The following is a 17,956-nucleotide window of genomic DNA, read 5'->3' on the forward strand; positions in this document are numbered from 1 at the left end:
GCAGGTGCTGTAGAACTGGCGGCTTCTACCGGCCGCCAATTGCCGGCTGCTGAATATCAGCGCAGCCTGCTTAACGCCATGGCTGGGGGAGGGCGGACTAGGCGCCGACGGTCGCGTGGGTGCGGCGCGAGCGCAAGGCAACGACGCGCTCGGATTCGCTCATGCCGCCCCACACGCCATAGGGCTCGCCGGATGCGAGGGCGTGTTCGCGGCACAATTCGATGACTGGGCAGGTGTGGCAAATAGCCTTGGCGCGGTTTTCGCGCTGGGCGCGGGCGCGACCGCGCTCGCCGTCTGGGTGGTAGAACACGTCAGAGTTTTCCCCACGGCAAGCGCCGTGTAGCTGCCAATCCCAGAAGTCCGTATTGGGCCCGGGGAGCAGGAAAGGCTGAGACACGTTCGATTCTCCTTATTCGTCAAAGATAGAGTTTCCAAGCGCGAGGCGTGCTGTAAGCGCGACTCAACACGGGAGATGGTCCCGTGAGCGCTAGGGCGAAGTAAGACGAGATAGAAGTGTGTCTTCCCTTGGTAAACGGCGCGTTAAGCATTGCTGACATGCAGGTGTAACGAGCCGAAATTCCTCACGTTTACCCAGTATGACCTGCATTTAAGGTTAAGATGAACGATGAATGAACTTTTTTATCACAGCTGAAAAGCCGGGGAATGGACCCGTCGTTTCGGGTTTCGCCAAAAGGTTATGACATGATGTTCATGCAGAATATGTAGTAATGAATTAAACGAATTCATTCAGAAAAGACTTTAGGCAGAAGAGCACAAAGCAGAAGAGCAAGGATGGCAGTGGCTACACATGCTACAGGCGCAGGCGGCTCCTCCACAGCGGCGAAGCGCGACAGCGATAAGGAACTAGCGGACCTCGTTCCGCTAGCCGTCGACGGTAGCCGCCGTGCCCTGCAGCGCATCATGCGCATCATTCACCCGCAGGTCCTGCGCTATTGCCGCGCACGCATTGGCGGTCACCGCCAGCCCACGGCGGAGGATGTGGCACAAGAGATCTGCTTGGCGGTGGCGACGTCGATTGGCACGTACAAGGACAAGGGCCGCCCGTTTATGGCCTATGTGTATGGCATCGCTGCCCACAAGGTGACCGACGCTCACCGGGCCCTCAGCCGCGACCACACCCACCCGACGGAAGACCTTCCGGAAGACGCCGCTCAGGACGCTACCCCCGAAGAATCCGCCCTTGAAGTAGACGGTAGTAACAGAGTGCGGGCAATGCTCGATACGTTAAGTGACAAGGCCCGGGACATTATCATCTTGCGTGTGTTCGTGGGGCTGTCGGCAGAGGAGACTGCGGAAATTGTGGAGTCTACCCCTGGCGCAGTCCGCGTGGCGCAACATCGTGCACTTGCGCAATTGCGCAAATCCCTCGATTCGCACGAGACGTCGTGAACCAGCAGTGTGAACCAGTAGTTGGGCTAGCCCAGAGCTAGCAGTGAGCCATCGGTACTTGGCACCGACAAATTAAAATTTTACTAATAAGGAAGGGAGGACATCATGGCAAAAAAGGACCAGCCTCAGCAGGGTGTCGCTGAGCAGCTGCAGCCTTTGGTCGATGATGATGCATTCCTCACCACTCTCTCCGAAGGAACGGATCCCTCCGATGGCAGTGATGAGTTGGCGGGTCTTCTGCTGGAGTTGCGCGGGGACGTCGAAAAGCAGATGCCCCCGGCCCCCCTCATCGAAGGCGCGGAGGAGGAGCCGGAGGTTATTTCCCTCGGCGCGGCACGTCGCCGTCGGAGCAAGCCATTCATACACGGCCTCATTGGAGCGGCCGCAGCTACGCTGCTCATTGCAGGTACCGGAGCTGTGGTGGTCAACGCCGGACCGGGTTCCCCGCTGTATGGCGTGAACCAGTCGCTCTTCGGCGCAGACGAGCACGATGTGTCTGTGGTCGAGCTCGCCGGAACACTCGATGAAATGGAGAGGCGTTCCGCTGAGGGCGATATGGACGGCACCCGTCAGCTGCTTGAAGAAGCCCGGAAGATGGTGGATCAGGCCAAGCGGGAACGCGAGGCGGAGTCCCCGAGTACGACGAAACAACAGCCCCGCACCACGGTGACGCAGACGCAGACGGTGGAGAAGCCCGCCCCTGTAGAGGAGCAGAAGCCACCGGAGCCGGAGACCGTCACGCAGACCGAGACTGCGGTCTCTACCGTCGTGGTGACACGTACGGTATCGGCAGGTAACCCACTGGAGCCGCCGACGCAGAACCAGCCGGAGCCAAGTCAGCCGGGTGGTGGAGAGCAGGCGACGCCACCGCAGAATGACAACTCGGATGGCGCTGGGGATAACGGTCAGCTCCCGCCGCCGCAGTTCCAGCAATAAAACCACAAAGAACCTCTTTCCTCCCACACCAGGAGGAAAGAGGTTCTTGTCGTTGAGCTGCGCGGTACTTCAGCCGCGCTAGTAGCGCGAATCCATACCGTCGAGGTAACCCACCGCATAATCCCACGGAACATAGCGCATCGGATCCGGCTCGGCACCCGGCTCGTGCACGGGGGCGAGCTGGCCTGCCAGCGTAGCCTGCATGTTGGAGGCCATAATGTCCCACTCGTAGAAGTGGTTTTCTTCGCAGTCCTCGCAGAAAAAGAAGATGCCGTCGATGCCGCGCGGGCTCAAAACACGCGCAAACTCTTGGACCATGGCCAGATCATGAATGACGGCGAGACGGTCCTCCTCAGACAGCGGCTCGACGTGCTCATCCTCCTCGAGGAAGGAAGCTGGGTCGTTCGGGTCGTCCGCGAAGGGATCGCGGGGCATGTTGGCGAAAAAGTTCACGTCTGCGAGCCTATTGACTCCGTGCGCGCAAGGCAATTCCCTATAGAGACTTTTTCTATACCCACGGCTACCACTACGGGGCGTCCACGCACTACAGTGAGGGCTACCGCATACAACTATCTGGTCAGTTTAGGAGAGCCCCACCCTCATGAGCCACGTCCACACCGGCGGAGACAACCCCGACAAGATTGCACTCTACGGCCTTACTTTTGATGATGTTCTGCTGCTTCCCGCAGAATCCAACGTCGTTCCCTCCGAGGTGGATACCTCGGCGCAGTTCACCCGCAACATTCGCCTCGGCGTGCCTCTGGCTTCCGCCGCGATGGATACGGTGACCGAGGCCCGCATGGCCATCGGCATGGCGCGTCAGGGCGGCATCGGCGTCCTGCACCGCAACCTTTCCGCAGAGGAGCAGGCTCAGCAAGTAGAGATTGTGAAGCGCTCCGAGTCCGGCATGGTCACCGACCCGGTCACGGCCACCCCGGACATGACTATCGACGAGGTAGACACGCTGTGCGCGCGGTACCGGATTTCGGGCCTGCCGGTCGTCGATAAGCAAGGGACCCTCGTGGGCATCTGCACTAACCGTGACATGCGCTTCGAGCCGGATTTCTCCCGCAAGGTTTCCGAGATCATGACCCCGATGCCGCTAGTCGTGGCCAAGGAAGGCGTCAGCAAGGAAGAGGCGCTGGAGCTGCTGTCCGCCAACAAGGTGGAGAAGCTGCCCATCGTTGATGATGAGAACAAGCTCGTCGGCCTCATTACCGTCAAGGACTTTGTCAAGACCGAGCAATTCCCCAACGCCTCCAAGGATGCTTCCGGGCGCCTTCTCGTGGCGGCGGGCATCGGTACCGGTGAGGAGTCCTACCAGCGCGCAGGCCAGCTTGTCGACGCCGGCGTAGACGTCCTCGTCGTCGACTCCGCCCACGCCCACAACAACCGCGTGCTGGAGATGGTCTCCCGCGTGCAGAAGGATTTTGGTGACCGCATTGACGTCATCGGTGGCAACCTGGCCACCCGTGCTGCTGCACGCGACATGATTGAGGCCGGCGCCGACGCCATCAAGGTCGGCATCGGACCGGGTTCCATTTGCACCACGCGCGTTGTGGCGGGTGTAGGCGCCCCGCAGATCACCGCCATCATGGAGGCCGCCGCCGTGGCAGGTCCGGCGGGTGTGCCGGTTATTGGTGACGGCGGCATGCAGTACTCCGGTGACGTCGCCAAGGCCCTGGCGGCCGGCGCCGATGCCGTCATGCTGGGCTCCATGCTGGCCGGTACCACGGAGGCACCGGGTGACATCGTTGTGGTCCAGGGCAAGCAGTACAAGCGTTACCGCGGAATGGGTTCCATGGGTGCCATGCAGGGCCGCGGCCTGACGGGCGAGAAGCGCTCCTACTCCAAGGACCGCTACTTCCAGGCCGACGTCAAGAGTGAGGACAAGCTGGTGCCAGAAGGCGTGGAGGGACGCGTGCCTTTCCGCGGTGATATTGATGCCATCGTTCACCAGATCGTGGGCGGCCTGCGCGCTTCCATGGGCTACACCGGCTCCGCTAACCTGGCTGAGCTCAAGACCAAGCAGTTTGTCCAGATCACCGCTGCGGGCCTTAAGGAGTCTCACCCGCACCACCTTCAGCAGATCGTCGAAGCTCCGAACTACCGCTAAGGACTAAGAATGCGCGATTACGTAGAAATCGGCGTGGGCCGCGAGGCCCGCCGCACCTATGACTTGAACCAGATTTCCCTGGTGCCGACTCGCCGCACCCGTTCCTCCAAGGACGTGGACACCTCATGGCACATCGATGCCTACACCTTCGACGTGCCGTTCGTTTCGGCGCCGACTGATGCGCTGGCCACACCCGAATTTGTTATCGAGATGGGCAAACAGGGCGGTCTAGGCGTCATCAATGCCGAAGGCCTGTGGGGCCGTCACGAGGATTTGGAAGGCGCGATTGCCCGCGTGACGGAGAACTTCGGCGACCTGTCCACGCTGCAGGAGCTGCACGCAGCACCCCTGAATGAGGAGTTGCTGGCAGAGCGCATCGCGCAGGTGCGCGATTCCGGCGTGACCGTGGCCGTGCGCGTCTCCCCGCAGCACGCCCGCGAGCTGGCGCCCGTGGTTATTAAGGCCGGCGCGGAGTTGCTGTTCATCCACGGCACTTTGATTTCTGCCGAGCACGTGCAGACTGGCGGCGAGCCGCTCAACTTGAAGGAGTTCATCGGCTCGCTGGATACCCCGGTGGTGGCCGGTGGCGTGGCGGATTACACCACGGCGCTGCACCTCATGCGCGCGGGCGCTGCGGGCATCATCGTCGGCGCCGGTGTGAACACCAACCCGGAGACCGTAGGTATTGATATCCCCATGGCGACGACCATCGCGGATGTTGCGGCCGCACGCCGCGACTACCTGGATGAGACCGAGGGCCGCTACGTGCACGTGCTTGCCGACGGCGACATCTTCACCTCCGCAGACATCGCCAAGGCCATTGCCTGTGGCGCTGATGGGGTCGTGCTCGGGCCAGTCCTGGCTCGCGCGGCGGAGGCTGGTGGCAAGGGCTGGTACTGGCCGTCCACGGCCGGCCACCCGCGTTTCCCGCGCGGCCTCATTGAGCCGATTGGCGTGGCCAATTCCCTCCTGGGCACCGGCACTTTTGGCGCCGATGTTTCGGGCACCGACGTTTCTGGCAACGCAACTTCTGGCGCCGCCGAGGATGCCTCAGCGGGTGCGCCTTCCTTGGAGGTCGTGCTCCATGGCCCGTCCAACGAGCCGCTGGGTGAGCTCAACTTGGTCGGTGGACTCAAGCGCGCCATGGCAAAGTGCGGCTACACGGATTTGAAGTCCTTCCAGAAGGTTGGTCTGGCCGTCCGTTAGTGCTGCGGACGCAGCTGTGCGCAGGCGCGGCTGCCCGTACGCGCGGCCACCGGCGGGAGCGGCTGCCTGTAGGTGCGGCTACCCGTCGGGGCAGCCGACTGCCGGAGGAACACTGCGGTGATCGACAAAGCTTCGATCTACTTCGCTGTCTTGGCGGCTCGTGTCCTGGCTTAGCGCTCTGCGGGGTTGAGCACCGATGGTGCTTCCACGTTGGAGTTGCAGCTGCGATTACGTGGCCGCTGAAACCACAGCAGCCGGGGCTTCTTCAGGTGGCGTGGGCGCAGTGCCACTTTGCGGAAAACCACGCGCCCGCGCGCCGGTGCCATGGTTTGTAGCACCGAGGCCACCACGACCAGCCCGATGGCCGCCAGCTTGAGCTGGGACACGTTCTGGGAGAGCAGGAGCCAGCCAAAGAGTGCGGCGAAGACGGGCTCCAAAGCGATCAGGATGGAAAAGACGTTGGGGGCAAGCCTGCGCAGCGCAAGGAACTCCAACGAGTAGGGGATGAGCGAGGCCAGCACGCCCGTGCCCAGAGCAAGCAGCAGTAGCGAAGGATCGCTGGCCAAAGCCACCGCCCCGCGCCCACCCACTGGCAGGAGCACCAAGCCACCGATGAGGAAGGCCACGGCCAAACCATCTTGGCCGCTAAAGAGCGCGCCGGCCTTCTTACTGGCCAGTATGTAGGCGGCCCACATCGCGCCGGCACACAGCAAGAAGAACACACCTCGCAGGTTGAGGGGAGCTCCGTTGAAGGAGTCCAGGCCCATCAGACCCATGCCGAGAAGGGCGAGGGCGACGCAGGTGGCGTCGCGAAGCGAGCGTGAGAGGCACGCCGCCAGCAGTAGCGGGCCGAGGAACTCGATGGTCACGGCAGGACCTAACGCAACAAGCTCGATGCCGGCATAGAAGAATCCGTTCATCAGGCCCAGCGTGAGTCCGAAAATGCTCGCGGAGATCCACTTCTCACGGCTCCACGTGCGCACGCGCGGTCGCGCAATGGCGAGCAGAATCACGGCGGCGAAGAGTAAACGCAGCGAAGCGGTGCCCCAGGGCCCGCCGATGGGGAAAAGCTGGATGGCGAGGCTCGCTCCGAGCTGGATTGAAATGCACGAGCCGATGACGCACAGAACGGCAAGGGGATTGGTCATGCAGTCCATTGTGGGGTGGGAAGAACTGTTAGTCTATCTACAGTTTTTAACACGTACCTGTTAGGGATTCTGTCATGTTGGATCTGCACCGTCTGCGCATTCTTTATGAGCTGCAACGCCTCGGCACCGTCACTGCCGTGGCGGAATCGCTGCGGTATACGCACTCGGCCATCTCCCAACAACTGGCACAGTGTGAAAAAGAAATAGGCGTGGCGCTCTATGAGAAAGTCGGCCGGCGAGTGCGTTTGACGGAGCAGGGGAAAATCCTTGCGTCTTATGCTGAGCGGATGCTCGCCTTGGCGGATGAGGCCGAGTCACAGGTCATTGCATCCACCAACGCGGTGCGTGGCACGATCAAGGTCACGACGTTTCAGACCATCATGTCCTCGCTGGTCCCGCGGGCGCTGACGGAGCTAGCCAGGGAGTACCCGGACCTGCGCGTGCAGATCATCCAGCGCGAAGCCGATGGCGCGATGGAGCTGCTGGCGCGCCGGGAGGTGGACCTCATCCTGGGTGAAGAGTATGAGTCGGACATGCCCGCCACGGATGAGCACACCCACCGGGAGCTGCTTCTCGACGACCCCCTACGCCTCATCACCCCACTCACCGGCCCCTGGAACACACTGCGCTTAGAGGATTTTGCAGCGTTCGATGGCGAAATCCCTTTTGCCATGGACCCGGAGGAGTTTTTATTGGGGCGCTTCGTCCACCGTCTGTGCCGCCGGCATGGTTTTAACCCCAGCGTGCTCTATGAAACCCCGGATCCCTTCTTGCACGCGCACTTGGTGCGCACGGGCCACGCGGTGGCGGTGATTTCGGACCTCTTTCTTGAGGAGATCGAAGGCGTGCGTGTGGTTGCTTTGCCTGGTAATCCCACCCGCACGCTCTACACAGCGGTGCGTGCTGGACGCGAGGGACACCCCGCTCTGCGGGCGTTTCGGGCCGCGTTGGGCAAGGCCGCTATTACTGCGAAAGATTATGGGCCACTCCCTGCGGTCTAGGGCGCGGGTTCTTGCGTTAAACTGATGACCGTGACTAACCCAAATACAACCCCGCGTCCTGTCCTCGTGGTGGACTTTGGCGCCCAGTACGCGCAGCTCATCGCCCGGCGCGTGCGTGAGGCCAACATCTACTCCGAGGTTGTCCCCAATTCTGCCTCCGTGGAGGACATCAAGGCCAAGAACCCGGCCGCGCTGATCCTCTCCGGTGGCCCGTCCTCCGTATACGCGGACGGTGCCCCTGCACTGAAGCCGGAGCTGCTCGAGCTCGGCATCCCGGTCTTTGGTATCTGCTACGGCTTCCAGTCCATGACTCGCGTTCTCGGCGGCACCGTGGCCGCCACTGGTGCCCGCGAGTACGGCCGCACGGACATGACCGTGTCCGGCGGCGTGCTGCACAAGGGCCTCGAGGCCACGCACAAGGTGTGGATGTCCCACGGCGATTCGGTCTCTGAAGCCCCGGAGGGCTTTGAGGTCACCGCCTCTTCCGAGGGCGCTCCCGTGGCAGCCTTTGAGTGCCTGTCCAAGAAGATGGCCGGCGTGCAGTACCACCCGGAAGTTCTCCACTCGCCGCACGGCCAAGAGGTGCTCACGCGCTTCCTGACTGAGGTAGCAGGTTTGGAGCAGAACTGGACCGCAGAGAACATTGCGGAGCAGCTCATTAACGATGTGCGCGAGCAGATCGGTGAGGAAGGCCGTGCAATCTGCGGCCTGTCCGGTGGCGTGGATTCCGCCGTAGCCGCAGCCCTCGTGCAGCGCGCTATCGGTGACCGTTTGACCTGTGTCTTCGTTGACCACGGCCTGCTGCGCGCGGGTGAGCGTGAGCAGGTGGAGAAGGACTTCGTGGCGTCGACTGGCGCCAAGCTCATCACCGTGGATGAGCGCGAGGCCTTCCTCAACAAGCTGGCCGGTGTGACCGAGCCAGAGGCCAAGCGTAAGGCCATCGGTGCGGAGTTCATCCGTTCCTTCGAGCGCGCCGTCGACCAGGCTCTGGACGGCCAGGATGCCGCGTTCTTGGTGCAGGGCACGCTGTACCCGGACGTGGTGGAGTCCGGCGGTGGTGACGGTACTGCGAATATTAAGTCCCACCACAACGTGGGCGGCCTGCCTGACGACGTCGAGTTCGAGCTCGTCGAGCCGCTGCGCCTGCTCTTCAAGGATGAGGTCCGTGCGGTTGGCCGCGAGCTGGGCCTGCCGGAGGAAATCGTGGCGCGCCAGCCTTTCCCGGGCCCGGGCCTGGGTATCCGCATCATCGGCGAGGTCACCGAGGAGCGTCTGGAGACGCTGCGCCAGGCGGACCTCATCGCGCGTACCGAGCTGACCAACGCTGGCCTGGACGGCGAGATCTGGCAGTGCCCGGTGGTGCTGCTTGCCGACGTCCGCTCCGTCGGCGTCCAAGGCGACGGCCGCACCTATGGCCACCCGATCGTCCTGCGCCCAGTGTCCTCCGAGGACGCCATGACCGCGGACTGGACCCGCCTGCCGTACGACGTGCTGGAGAAGATCTCCACCCGCATCACCAACGAGGTCAAGGAAGTCAACCGCGTGGTGCTCGACGTAACCTCGAAGCCGCCGGGAACCATCGAGTGGGAATAAACACTGCCGAAAGATACTGGAACAAGCACTGCATCAGTGCAGCGGTGTTCTCAGCGAGATAGCGTAGTGCTCAAAGCGCGAAGGGAAGCAAACTTCCCGACGCTGCGTAGCGCGGCCGTGCCTCTAACCAACGGGGCGCGGCCGCGTTCCCCGTTTCGGCCCTAGCATTCAACGCTGCGGATTGGCGCAGATGGGGGTGCTAGGCTCCTGCGTACCCTCCAGGTTGACCGCTACAAGCTCCAGCCTGTACGTCGCACAGCACTAATACGCATACCTCTATAACGCGCGCGCGAGTAGCCGCACGCCGAGTGGGTTTTCTCAGCGAGCGGCTGGTTAAAGCGGCTGTGTGACGCAGCGTGTCGGGGACTGGTGAGCCTGCGGAGCAGTATCGCCCCCGAGCCCAGGGGCGAGGCTCTACGGGCCGGAGGAGCTCGTTGGGCGGTTCGGAGGCTCGCCGGAGTCACGCGGCGGCGCCCCAGGGCCGGAGCCGTAAGGCGGTCCGGGCGAGCCGTATGTCGGCGGATCCGTGGATGTTCGAGCAGCCCTACTCTCTGGAGCATGATTAGCTGTACGTTTAGTAGCATGCGGCGGGTGAGCCGGGCTTTCGATGGGAATTGGCGGCCCCGCCCACGGCGGCAGGTAGTGCACGCGGCCATCGATGCGGTCGAGGTGCCCGCGGCCGGTGGGCTTTTCCGGGTCATCGTCATTGACCGCATTGTGGTAGGCGCACAACGGCACCAAGTTGGTCATATTCGTTGGCCCGCCATCTTGGAAGCGGGTGAGGTGATGAATCTGTGAGTCCTCGGCGGGTGCGTTGCATCCCGGCCACGCGCACGTCGGGTGCTCCGCAGACAAGGCGAGCCGCTGCTTTAAATTGGCAAAGCGGCTCGCCATGTAGAGGTTCACGGGGCCGTGATGGGGATGGACGAGGGTGATGAGGCCGACGTCGGCAAGCTTTTCGCGCACGAACTCCGCACCCGTCATCGTCGCGCCATTAGTCAGCTGCAGCTCAATCTCCTCACCGTCACCGTCGACGATGCGGTCCAGCTCATCCAAGCGCACGATGACGTTCGACTGCAGCGTCTGGCCGGAACCACCGCCGCCGCGGAACACGGTATGCGCTGCGGTGAGCAAATCCCGATCCGTGGACTTGAGCACGGCCAACAGCTTGGAAATATTGAGCGAGGAATCCGTAATGCTCAGCGTGTGGTTGCGGCCCGCGCGCCGCGTCACCCGCACGCCCGGTGCAGGGTCCTTCGGCGGACGCCATTCTTTGAGCTTGGCCTTCGCCACCATGGGGATTTTCTCCCGCGGGGTAGCAGCCAGTAGTTGGCGCAGCTCCCAGGCCCTGCGGGCTTTAAGCTTGGAACAGTAGCGCTCAATCTCAAGGAGCGTGAACACGTCGTGGCCCGTACGGCGTGCCTTGCGCTGCCGGGAGCGGAACATCGTGTCCCCGAAATACACCGCGTGCAGATTCAGCAGCTTCTCCGCGAAATCTGGTCGCGCACCCATCTGAACCAGCTGCGCGCGCGTAACACCGGCGCATTGCTCGACGACGTCCAGCCCGCGCGCTAGTGCTTGAATGTAACCCCCCAGTTGCATAGCCCACAGCCTAAACCAGGCCGGGGAACCACGCTACTTGAGCGCAGAAATCGCAGCGCAGAGCTTATCGACGTCCCCCTCTTCCGTCGACCACGCCGTACAAAAACGCACCACCCGCAGGCCTTCGTGTTCTTCGAAGAACTGGCACACGAAGTCCTGCGAGAGTTTGTCTTCCTGCTCGCGGGTTAGCAGAGCGAACTGCTGATTGGTGGGGGAGTCAAAGAGCATGTCGATGCCTGCGGCGCGGAATGCCTCGGCGATGCGCTGGGCCTGGGCGTTGGCGCGGGCGCAGATCTGTTCGTAGAGGGTGGTTGCTGCCGCGCTGTTTACCTCATTGCCCGGGGTGGCTGCTTGAGCGCGAGTGCAGGTTGCGTTTGCTCCAGTTAACGCGTCGGTGGGGGCATTAGGTGGGGCGCTGAAGAGGGCAGCGAATTGCGCGCCGAGCAACCAGCCCTTAGCCAGCAGGCCACCGTTTTGTTTCATGGCATTGCGAAAGCGCGGCGCACCCGCGGGGAAGACGATGGCCTCGCCGAAGAGGGCGCCGCATTTGGTGCCGCCGATGGTGAAGACGTCGACAAGCGCGGCCAGGTCCGGCAGGGTGATATCTGAAGCGGACAGACCGTAGCCGAGGCGGGCGCCGTCGACAAACAGGCCCAACCCGTACTCATCGCAGACCGCGCGCAGGGCCACGAGTTCGGCGCGGGAGTAGGCGGTGCCAAACTCAGTGGGTTGGGTGATATAGACCAGCGCCGGCTCCGGCATGTGCTCTTCCACCCCGGAGGCGCGGTACTCATCCATGCACGCGCGGACCTGTGCGGCGGTGATCTTTCCCAGCTGGTTTGGCAGCGTGATGACCTTGTGCCCGGTGTGCTCGATAGCACCCGTCTCATGGGTGGCGATGTGCCCGCTATCCGCCGCAATAACACCTTCCCAGGGGCGCAGCCGGTGGGCGATGATGGTGGCGTTGGCCTGCGTGCCACCGACCATGAAATGCACCTCGGCGTTCGGTGCCTGGCAGGCAGCGCGGATGCGCGCAGCGGCCGTGTTGCAAAGCTCGTCGGTGCCGTAGCCGGCATAAGCCCCGCCTGCCCCCGCGATGGCATCAAGGACGCGGGGGTGAGCGGAGCGGTGGTAGTCGTTGCCGAAGTGAATCATGGTGGGCCAGTTTAGCCGGTGACGGTAAGCTCGCCGATACCTGCGTCGATGTGAATCTTCAACAGTGCATCAGGGTCCTGACGTTCGGTGCAGTTACTCTCACCCAGGCCGTCATCGCAGGTCAGCGAGACAGGGATGTCCTTCGGGAGGATGACCTCGACGGCACCGATGCCGGCGTCGACGGTGACATCGTGCTCGTCTTTCAGGCCGTGGAGCTGGCTGAAGTCTACCGTCGATTCGCCGATGCCCAGGTCGTAGTATTCCTTAAGCTCCTCTTCATGGGTGGGGGCAAAGTGCTGTTCACCGGCGTTAAAGCGGAAGCTGAAACCGGACTCCTCGTCGGCCTCGGCGACGAAGGTGACTCCAAGGAAGGCAATCGTCAGGGCCGCTCCCACAGCGCCGAGGGCAATCGCGCCCTCGACCCACTGCGAACCGCGCTTCTTTGTCGGTTCCTCCCGCGGGCCCGGCTCCGGCAGGTCCCAGGCATCGGGAACCACGCCGAGTGGATCCCAAGACGGCGGAGTCCTACGCCCTGGCGGGAAGGGGTGGCCGTCTGCCGGGGTATAAGGGTTGAGGTTGACAGGTTCCTCGCGCACCGGCTGCTCGGCGGCCAATAGCCCGCTGGGCGGTAGCGGTTCGCGTTGGTGAAGGGCGTACCACGCCAGCGCCAACAGTCCGAAGGTCAACACAGCGGGCGGAAGTCCGGCGAGGAATTGTCCGCTGAGGAACAGTGGGCCGGAGCTAAAAGTAAGAAGAACACCGACAATCAGAATCCAGCCGAGCTCTTGTTCCTCCTTGACACCATCCTTGCCCAAGGCCGCATCGAGCGGGCAGTAGGGCGAGCCAAAGCGCGGCATGAGCGCCCACGCGGCGAGGTAGGCGGCGATGCCACCGCCGAAGGCGAGTGACGCGACCACGAAGACCACGCGCACGATCGTGGGGTCGAGCTGATAGCGCACCGCGATGCCTTCGCAGACACCAGCGAGGTGCGCGTCACCGCCCTGTTTCTTGGGAAGGCGGACGGGGCGGGTCGTCCACATCTGGTTGAGCGTGCTGTTCTTCGTCATGCTTTTATGGTGCCGTGCGGGGCCTCGTTGCGGTATCGGTAATCGCCCTGATTTTTCGGCCTCAGGGTTGTCCCTGATGTGCCCGAGGGTGGGGCGTGGGACTATGGCTAGTATGACTTCGCCCTATGTCCCCGCCGAGAATGCGGCACCCTATCCCGTGATGTCGCGCCCCCAGTCTGGCCGCGTGGTCGCCGGCGTGGCGGCGGGGCTGGCGCAGAATCTGGGGGTTTCGGCGCTCTCCGTGCGCATCGCTTTGACCGCGTTGACCCTGCTGGGCGGGGTGGGGGCGATGGCCTATGCCGGTCTGTGGATTTTCACGCCCGCGCTTGACGACGCCCCCTCCGCCCGCCGCAGCCCCCTCTCCCTCGTGCTGGTGCTCTTGGCGCTGGCGGGTAGCGCGGTGGGCGTGTTGGGGGTATCGGGGGCGTCGTTAAGCGCGGCGGTGCCGTTGGCGGTGGTGGCCATCGGCGCGGTGTTGGCGTGGTTGGCCTATGACCGCGGCCTGAACACGCCGGTGGGCCTGGTTGCCGTGGCGGCGGGTGCCGTTCTGGTCATCGGTGGCGTCGTGGTGGCGGCGGTGACGTGGGAGAGCGGATCGGGTTCGGCGATCCTGGCCACGGCACTGACGCTGGTGGGCTTTGGTGCGCTGGTGGTGCCGCTGGTGCTGAAGCTCTGGCGTTCGCTGTCGCAGGAGCAGGCGGCGAAGGCGGTTTCGGAGGAGCGCGCCGAGATTGCCGCCCGCCTGCACGATTCGGTGCTGCAGACGCTGGCGCTGATTCAGAAGAGGGCGGGGGATTCGCGTGAGGTGACGCGTTTGGCGCGCGCCCAGGAAAGGGAGCTGCGCGCCTGGCTTTTCGACGCCCCCTCTGCGGCCCCCACCACCTGCTTTGGTGCCCTCGAAGCGGCGTGCGGGGAAGTGGAGGATCTCTTTGATATGCGGGTATCCGCGGTGACGGTGGGCGAAGACGCGGAGCTAACGGAATCCGCGAAGCTGCTTATCCAGGCAGCGCGCGAGGCCATGGTGAATGCCGGCAAGCACGCAAGCGTGGACGTGGTGGATGTCTACGCGGAGTTGTTGGCGGGCGAGCTGAGTATCTTTGTGCGCGATCGCGGGGTGGGTTTCGATGTGGAGGATATTCCCGCTGATAGGCACGGGATTCGTGACAGTATTCGCGCGCGCGTAGAGGGATCAGGTGGGTGCGTGCGGATTTCTTCGACCCCGGGGGAGGGCACCGAGGTGGAGCTGGAGGTAGCGTTATGAGCATGGTGAAGGTCTTTTTGGTTGATGATCACTCCGTCTTCCGCGCGGGTGTGCGCGCAGAGCTGGCGGTGGCCCCGGAGATTGAGATCGTGGGTGATGCTGGCACTGTCGCGGAGGCGCTGGAGGGCATTGCGCGAACCTCGCCGGACGTGGTGCTTCTCGATGTCCACATGCCCGACGGCGGCGGCCTCGCCGTTATTAATGGGACGGCACATCAGCCGTCGCGTCCGGTGTTTTTGGCGCTGAGCGTGTCGGATGCGGCGGAGGATGTGATTGCGCTGATCCGGGCGGGCGCGCGCGGGTATGTGACGAAGAATATTTCCGGCCCGGACCTGGCCGAGGCGGTGGTGCAGGTGCACAGCGGGGATGCGTATTTCTCGCCGCGCCTGGCGGGTTTTGTCCTTGACGCTTTTGCCTCTGGTTCGCCCGCCCCGGAGTCGGAGGAGGGGCACGACCCAGCGGTGGATGCCCTCACGCGGCGCGAGCTGGAGGTCTTGCGGCTGCTTGCGCGCGGCTATACGTACCGCGAGATTGGCAAGCAGCTGTTCATTTCGGTGAAGACGGTGGAAACGCACGCCTCCAATATTTTGCGCAAGACGCAGCAGTCCAACCGCCATCAGCTCACGCGCTGGGCCACCTCGCGCGACCTGGCTTAGACGCCCGGCCGAGGCGGGTTGGCAAAGGCGCTGGCGCAGACAGCCCCGCACAAACCAGGATCGGGGGCCGGTGGAGGTGGTCGCCGCTCACGCAGTTAGTCCGGCGGGGTTAGGCAGGGGGCGCGTAGGCGAGCTTGCGGGAGCCGTCAACGTGGGGGAAGAGCAGGAAGGCCGCGCCTGAAACGAGCGCCCACACCAGCGCGCTGCCCCAGGCAGGAAGCGCGAGGAGCGGGGAGAACATGACCATCAGCCACAGCGCCATAAGCGGGATGAGCTGTGCGGCGTTGGGCAGCATGGTGACGTTGTGGCGCTGGGCATAATCGCGCAGATCAGCACGGTAGGGGTGCAGGAATACGAGCGCGCAGGCGGCGATGAGGAAGAGCAGGCTGAGTCCTAGCGCGAGGCCGAAGTGGATGCGGCTGCTACCTGCCGCCACGGCAGCGCCAGCTAGCAGCGAGGCACCGAGGCGTACCCACGGCGGAGTGGGGATAGGGGTGGTGTGCGCGCGGAGGGGATTCATGGCGCCTAACGCTACCAGCGCAATTGCGCGCGTCCGGAGAGAGGTTCATAATAGGAGCCATGAATCAAACAGGTGTTCGTGTAGCGGGTGGCTCCCGGGCTGACCAGATTGCGGTTCTGCGCGCCCAGATTCAACGCCTGGAAACCTCGGATGATTCTGCGCAGGTGCAGCCGGAGGCGGAGCTCCTCGGAGTCCCTGAAAAGCTATCTGAGCTGCTCCCGGGTGGTGGTCTGCCCCGCAAGCAGGCAACCGCCTGTGCGGAATGTGCTGCGCTCGTGGTGGAGCTGATATCCCATGTTAGCGCGGCAGGCGGACACGTCGGGGTGGTGGGTTGGCCCGATCTCCTACTCGCACAAGTGGCCGAGGAGGGTGATGTCTCCCGGGTTATCACGGTGCCCGATCCAGGCGTAGAGCCCTGGGCGGTGACCGGCGTGCTGTGCGAGGGGCTGGATCTAGTCGTGCACAAAGGCACAGGCGTGCTGAGCCCCACGCGGGCGCGCCCCGTGCTGGCAAAAGTGCGGGCTGGGCAGGCGGCCCTGCTTACCGTGGGAACCCGGCTGCCGGGCACAGCCGTGGAGATAGGCGCGGAAGTTATCGCTGTGCATGGCGTGGGCCGGGGCAGCGGGCGGATTCGGGGGGTTGATATAGGGGTGCGGGTGGCGTCGGCAAGCATGCGCCCGCGCCGTGGAGTGCTCACATGTGGGCAGCGGCCGGACACTCGCCCGCGCCTGGAGGTCGTGTGAGGGTCGCGGCGCTGTGGTTCCCGGATTGGCCTATCCAGGCGCTGCAGGACGCAGACAGGGCAGCATGCGCTATCGCTGCCCAGCACCGCGTGGCGGTGTGCAACGCGGCGGCGCGCCGGGCGGGGGTGCGCCGCGGAATGCGCGTGCGCCAGGCCCAAGCTCTCCTACCGGAGCTGCGCGTGGAGGAGGCCAACCCGGACCGAGACGGCGTGGTCTTCGCGGAGATTGCCGCGGGGCTGGACGCGGTGGCCTCCTCGGTGGAGGTGCTGCGTCCGGGCCTGGTCATCGTGGATGCGGGCGCGGCCGGGCGTTTCCACGGCAGCGAGGAGAAAGCAGTGGAGATGCTTGTCGACGCCACCGCCAGATCCCACCTCGACGCCACCGTCGGCGTCGCTGATGAGATCGCCACCGCGCTGATTGCCGCGCGCCACCACAACCTGGGCGCGGTAGTCCCGGCAGGCGGCTCGCGTAGCTTTCTGGCTCAGCAGCCGGTGGGGGTATTGGCCGCGGAGGTGGCGCTGGGATGCACGGCGGACGTGGTGCATGCCTTAGAGCAGCTGGGCGTGCGCACGTTAGGGGAGTTGGCGAGCTTGTCGCTGCGCCAAGTCACCACCCGTTTCGGCGAGGCTGGACGGCGATGCCACGCGGTGGCTGCGGCGGCACCGGATCGGCGCGTGGCGCCGGAGCTTGTGCGCCCCGACTTAGGCGTGGAGCAGGGCTTCGAAGAACCCTTGGAGCGCGTGGATGCTGCGGCCTTTGCCGCGCGTCAGCTCGCGGCGCGCCTGCACGTGCTACTCGATGAGGCCGGCGTGGTGTGCCTGCGGCTGTGCGTTGCCGCGGAGTTCGAGGGGGGCGAGCGCCTGGAGCGGATCTGGCGTATCCAGGAAGCGCTCAGCGAGGCCGCTACAGCGGACCGCGTGCGCTGGCAGCTCGATGGTTGGTTGAGTGCTGCGCGGGCGGGTAGTGCGCCGGGTGAGGGAGGGGGCATCGTCAAGCTGGCGTTGGAGCCGGTGGAGGTTACCCCGCCGGGGGATGGGCTCCTGTGGGGCGCGGGCGAATCCGCGGAGCAGGCCAAGCGCGTCATCGCGCGGGTGCAATCCCAGCTGGGGGTAGATCGCGTGCTGCAGCCCCGCCCGGCGGGCGGGCGTGGGGTGGCCGAGCGCATCGAGTACGTCCCCTACGGCGAACAGCGTGACCCGCAGCCGGAGGGCACCTGGCCCGGGCGCATCCCCGCGCCGCTCCCGGCAAGCCTGGCGCACCCGGCCGCGCGGATCCGGCTTATCGACGCCTCATCGAAAGACATCATCGTCACCGCCGAGGCCCTCCTCTCCGGGGAGCCGGCGGGCCTGGGGTGGGGGCGCCACCGCTACCGGGTGACCGGTTGGGCTGGCCCGTGGCCCGTGGACTCTGAGTGGTGGGAAGCAGGTGCGGCGCAGCGCTGCGCGCGCCTGCAAGTCGTCGGGGAAAACGAGAAAGGCCAGCGCGCCTGGCTCCTCGTGTGGGCAGGCGGACGCTGGTCGGTGGAGGCAACCTATGCCTGAA

General features: G+C 64.4%; 17 protein-coding genes. 10 read left to right on the forward strand and 7 right to left on the reverse strand.

The window, feature by feature from the left end; translation table 11 throughout:
- Positions 1–97 precede the first annotated feature (97 nt).
- Positions 98–397: a WhiB family transcriptional regulator gene (locus HMPREF2943_RS03920; protein WP_070446497.1), complete on the reverse strand. Its 300-nt coding sequence runs from the start codon at positions 395–397 to the stop codon at positions 98–100.
- A gap of 395 nt (positions 398–792) precedes the next feature.
- On the opposite strand from HMPREF2943_RS03920, the gene HMPREF2943_RS03925 reads away from it, so the two are divergent.
- Entirely contained in the window at positions 793–1,410 is a 618-nt protein-coding gene (locus HMPREF2943_RS03925) for a sigma-70 family RNA polymerase sigma factor (protein ID WP_070446495.1), read from the forward strand.
- 105 nt (positions 1,411–1,515) lie between these two features.
- A complete protein-coding gene (locus tag HMPREF2943_RS03930; protein ID WP_070710847.1) occupies positions 1,516–2,346 on the forward strand; it encodes a hypothetical protein in 831 nt (276 codons plus the stop codon).
- 78 nt (positions 2,347–2,424) lie between these two features.
- On the opposite strand, the gene HMPREF2943_RS03935 is transcribed toward HMPREF2943_RS03930, so the two are convergent.
- The gene (locus HMPREF2943_RS03935) at positions 2,425–2,799 is read right to left on the reverse strand and encodes a DUF5319 domain-containing protein (protein WP_010189463.1); all 375 of its coding nucleotides are present in this window, start codon (positions 2,797–2,799) and stop codon (positions 2,425–2,427) included.
- A 148-nt stretch (positions 2,800–2,947) separates the two neighbouring features.
- On the opposite strand from HMPREF2943_RS03935, the gene guaB reads away from it, so the two are divergent.
- Together guaB and HMPREF2943_RS03945 are read left to right on the forward strand one after the other, a co-directional pair.
- Entirely contained in the window at positions 2,948–4,462 is a 1,515-nt protein-coding gene (gene guaB, locus HMPREF2943_RS03940) for an IMP dehydrogenase (protein WP_070446490.1), read from the forward strand.
- Between the two features lie 9 nt (positions 4,463–4,471).
- Complete coding sequence (locus HMPREF2943_RS03945; protein ID WP_070446489.1) at positions 4,472–5,668, forward strand: GuaB3 family IMP dehydrogenase-related protein; 1,197 nt, start codon at positions 4,472–4,474, stop codon at positions 5,666–5,668.
- Between the two features lie 170 nt (positions 5,669–5,838).
- Here HMPREF2943_RS03945 and HMPREF2943_RS03950 read toward each other — a convergent pair whose 3' ends face one another.
- Positions 5,839–6,816, reverse strand: a complete 978-nt coding sequence (locus tag HMPREF2943_RS03950; RefSeq protein WP_168166178.1) for an EamA family transporter — start codon at positions 6,814–6,816, stop codon at positions 5,839–5,841.
- A 74-nt stretch (positions 6,817–6,890) separates the two neighbouring features.
- On the opposite strand from HMPREF2943_RS03950, the gene HMPREF2943_RS03955 reads away from it, so the two are divergent.
- The gene (locus HMPREF2943_RS03955) at positions 6,891–7,817 is read left to right on the forward strand and encodes a LysR family transcriptional regulator (protein ID WP_070710849.1); all 927 of its coding nucleotides are present in this window, start codon (positions 6,891–6,893) and stop codon (positions 7,815–7,817) included.
- Positions 7,818–7,841: 24 nt separating this feature from the next.
- Positions 7,842–9,410 carry a glutamine-hydrolyzing GMP synthase gene (gene guaA / locus HMPREF2943_RS03960; RefSeq protein ID WP_070710850.1) on the forward strand — a complete coding sequence of 523 codons (1,569 nt, stop codon included), beginning with the start codon at positions 7,842–7,844 and terminating at the stop codon, positions 9,408–9,410.
- Positions 9,411–9,824: 414 nt separating this feature from the next.
- On the opposite strand, the gene HMPREF2943_RS03965 is transcribed toward guaA, so the two are convergent.
- Genes HMPREF2943_RS03965 through HMPREF2943_RS03975 form a run of 3 tightly spaced genes read right to left on the reverse strand, consistent with a single transcriptional unit; the run spans position 9,825 to position 13,234 of the window.
- A complete protein-coding gene (locus HMPREF2943_RS03965; protein WP_070710851.1) occupies positions 9,825–11,012 on the reverse strand; it encodes an HNH endonuclease signature motif containing protein in 1,188 nt (395 codons plus the stop codon).
- A 33-nt stretch (positions 11,013–11,045) separates the two neighbouring features.
- Positions 11,046–12,167, reverse strand: coding sequence for a threonine aldolase family protein (locus tag HMPREF2943_RS03970; RefSeq protein WP_070710852.1), 1,122 nt, complete (start codon positions 12,165–12,167; stop codon positions 11,046–11,048).
- Between the two features lie 11 nt (positions 12,168–12,178).
- The gene (locus HMPREF2943_RS03975; RefSeq protein ID WP_070710853.1) at positions 12,179–13,234 is read right to left on the reverse strand and encodes a PspC domain-containing protein; all 1,056 of its coding nucleotides are present in this window, start codon (positions 13,232–13,234) and stop codon (positions 12,179–12,181) included.
- 112 nt (positions 13,235–13,346) lie between these two features.
- Here HMPREF2943_RS03975 and HMPREF2943_RS03980 point away from each other — a divergent pair, with 112 nt between their 5' ends.
- Together HMPREF2943_RS03980 and HMPREF2943_RS03985 are read left to right on the forward strand one after the other, a co-directional pair.
- Positions 13,347–14,495, forward strand: a complete 1,149-nt coding sequence (locus HMPREF2943_RS03980; protein WP_210399719.1) for an ATP-binding protein — start codon at positions 13,347–13,349, stop codon at positions 14,493–14,495.
- 2 nt (positions 14,496–14,497) lie between these two features.
- On the forward strand, positions 14,498–15,151 hold the full coding sequence (locus HMPREF2943_RS03985) for a response regulator (protein WP_070710855.1): 654 nt from the start codon (positions 14,498–14,500) through the stop codon (positions 15,149–15,151).
- A 109-nt stretch (positions 15,152–15,260) separates the two neighbouring features.
- Here HMPREF2943_RS03985 and HMPREF2943_RS03990 read toward each other — a convergent pair whose 3' ends face one another.
- The gene (locus HMPREF2943_RS03990) at positions 15,261–15,671 is read right to left on the reverse strand and encodes a hypothetical protein (protein ID WP_070644411.1); all 411 of its coding nucleotides are present in this window, start codon (positions 15,669–15,671) and stop codon (positions 15,261–15,263) included.
- A gap of 59 nt (positions 15,672–15,730) precedes the next feature.
- On the opposite strand from HMPREF2943_RS03990, the gene HMPREF2943_RS03995 reads away from it, so the two are divergent.
- Positions 15,731–16,414: a hypothetical protein gene (locus tag HMPREF2943_RS03995; protein WP_070710856.1), complete on the forward strand. Its 684-nt coding sequence runs from the start codon at positions 15,731–15,733 to the stop codon at positions 16,412–16,414.
- A complete protein-coding gene (locus tag HMPREF2943_RS04000; RefSeq protein ID WP_070710857.1) occupies positions 16,411–17,955 on the forward strand; it encodes a DNA polymerase Y family protein in 1,545 nt (514 codons plus the stop codon). The genes HMPREF2943_RS03995 and HMPREF2943_RS04000 overlap by 4 nt, the downstream gene beginning before the upstream one ends.
- The last annotated feature ends 1 nt before the right edge of the window (position 17,956 follow it).

The organism is Corynebacterium sp. HMSC072D12 (assembly GCF_001813925.1).
In the GTDB taxonomy this organism is placed as follows: Bacteria; Actinomycetota; Actinomycetes; order Mycobacteriales; family Mycobacteriaceae; genus Corynebacterium; species Corynebacterium aurimucosum.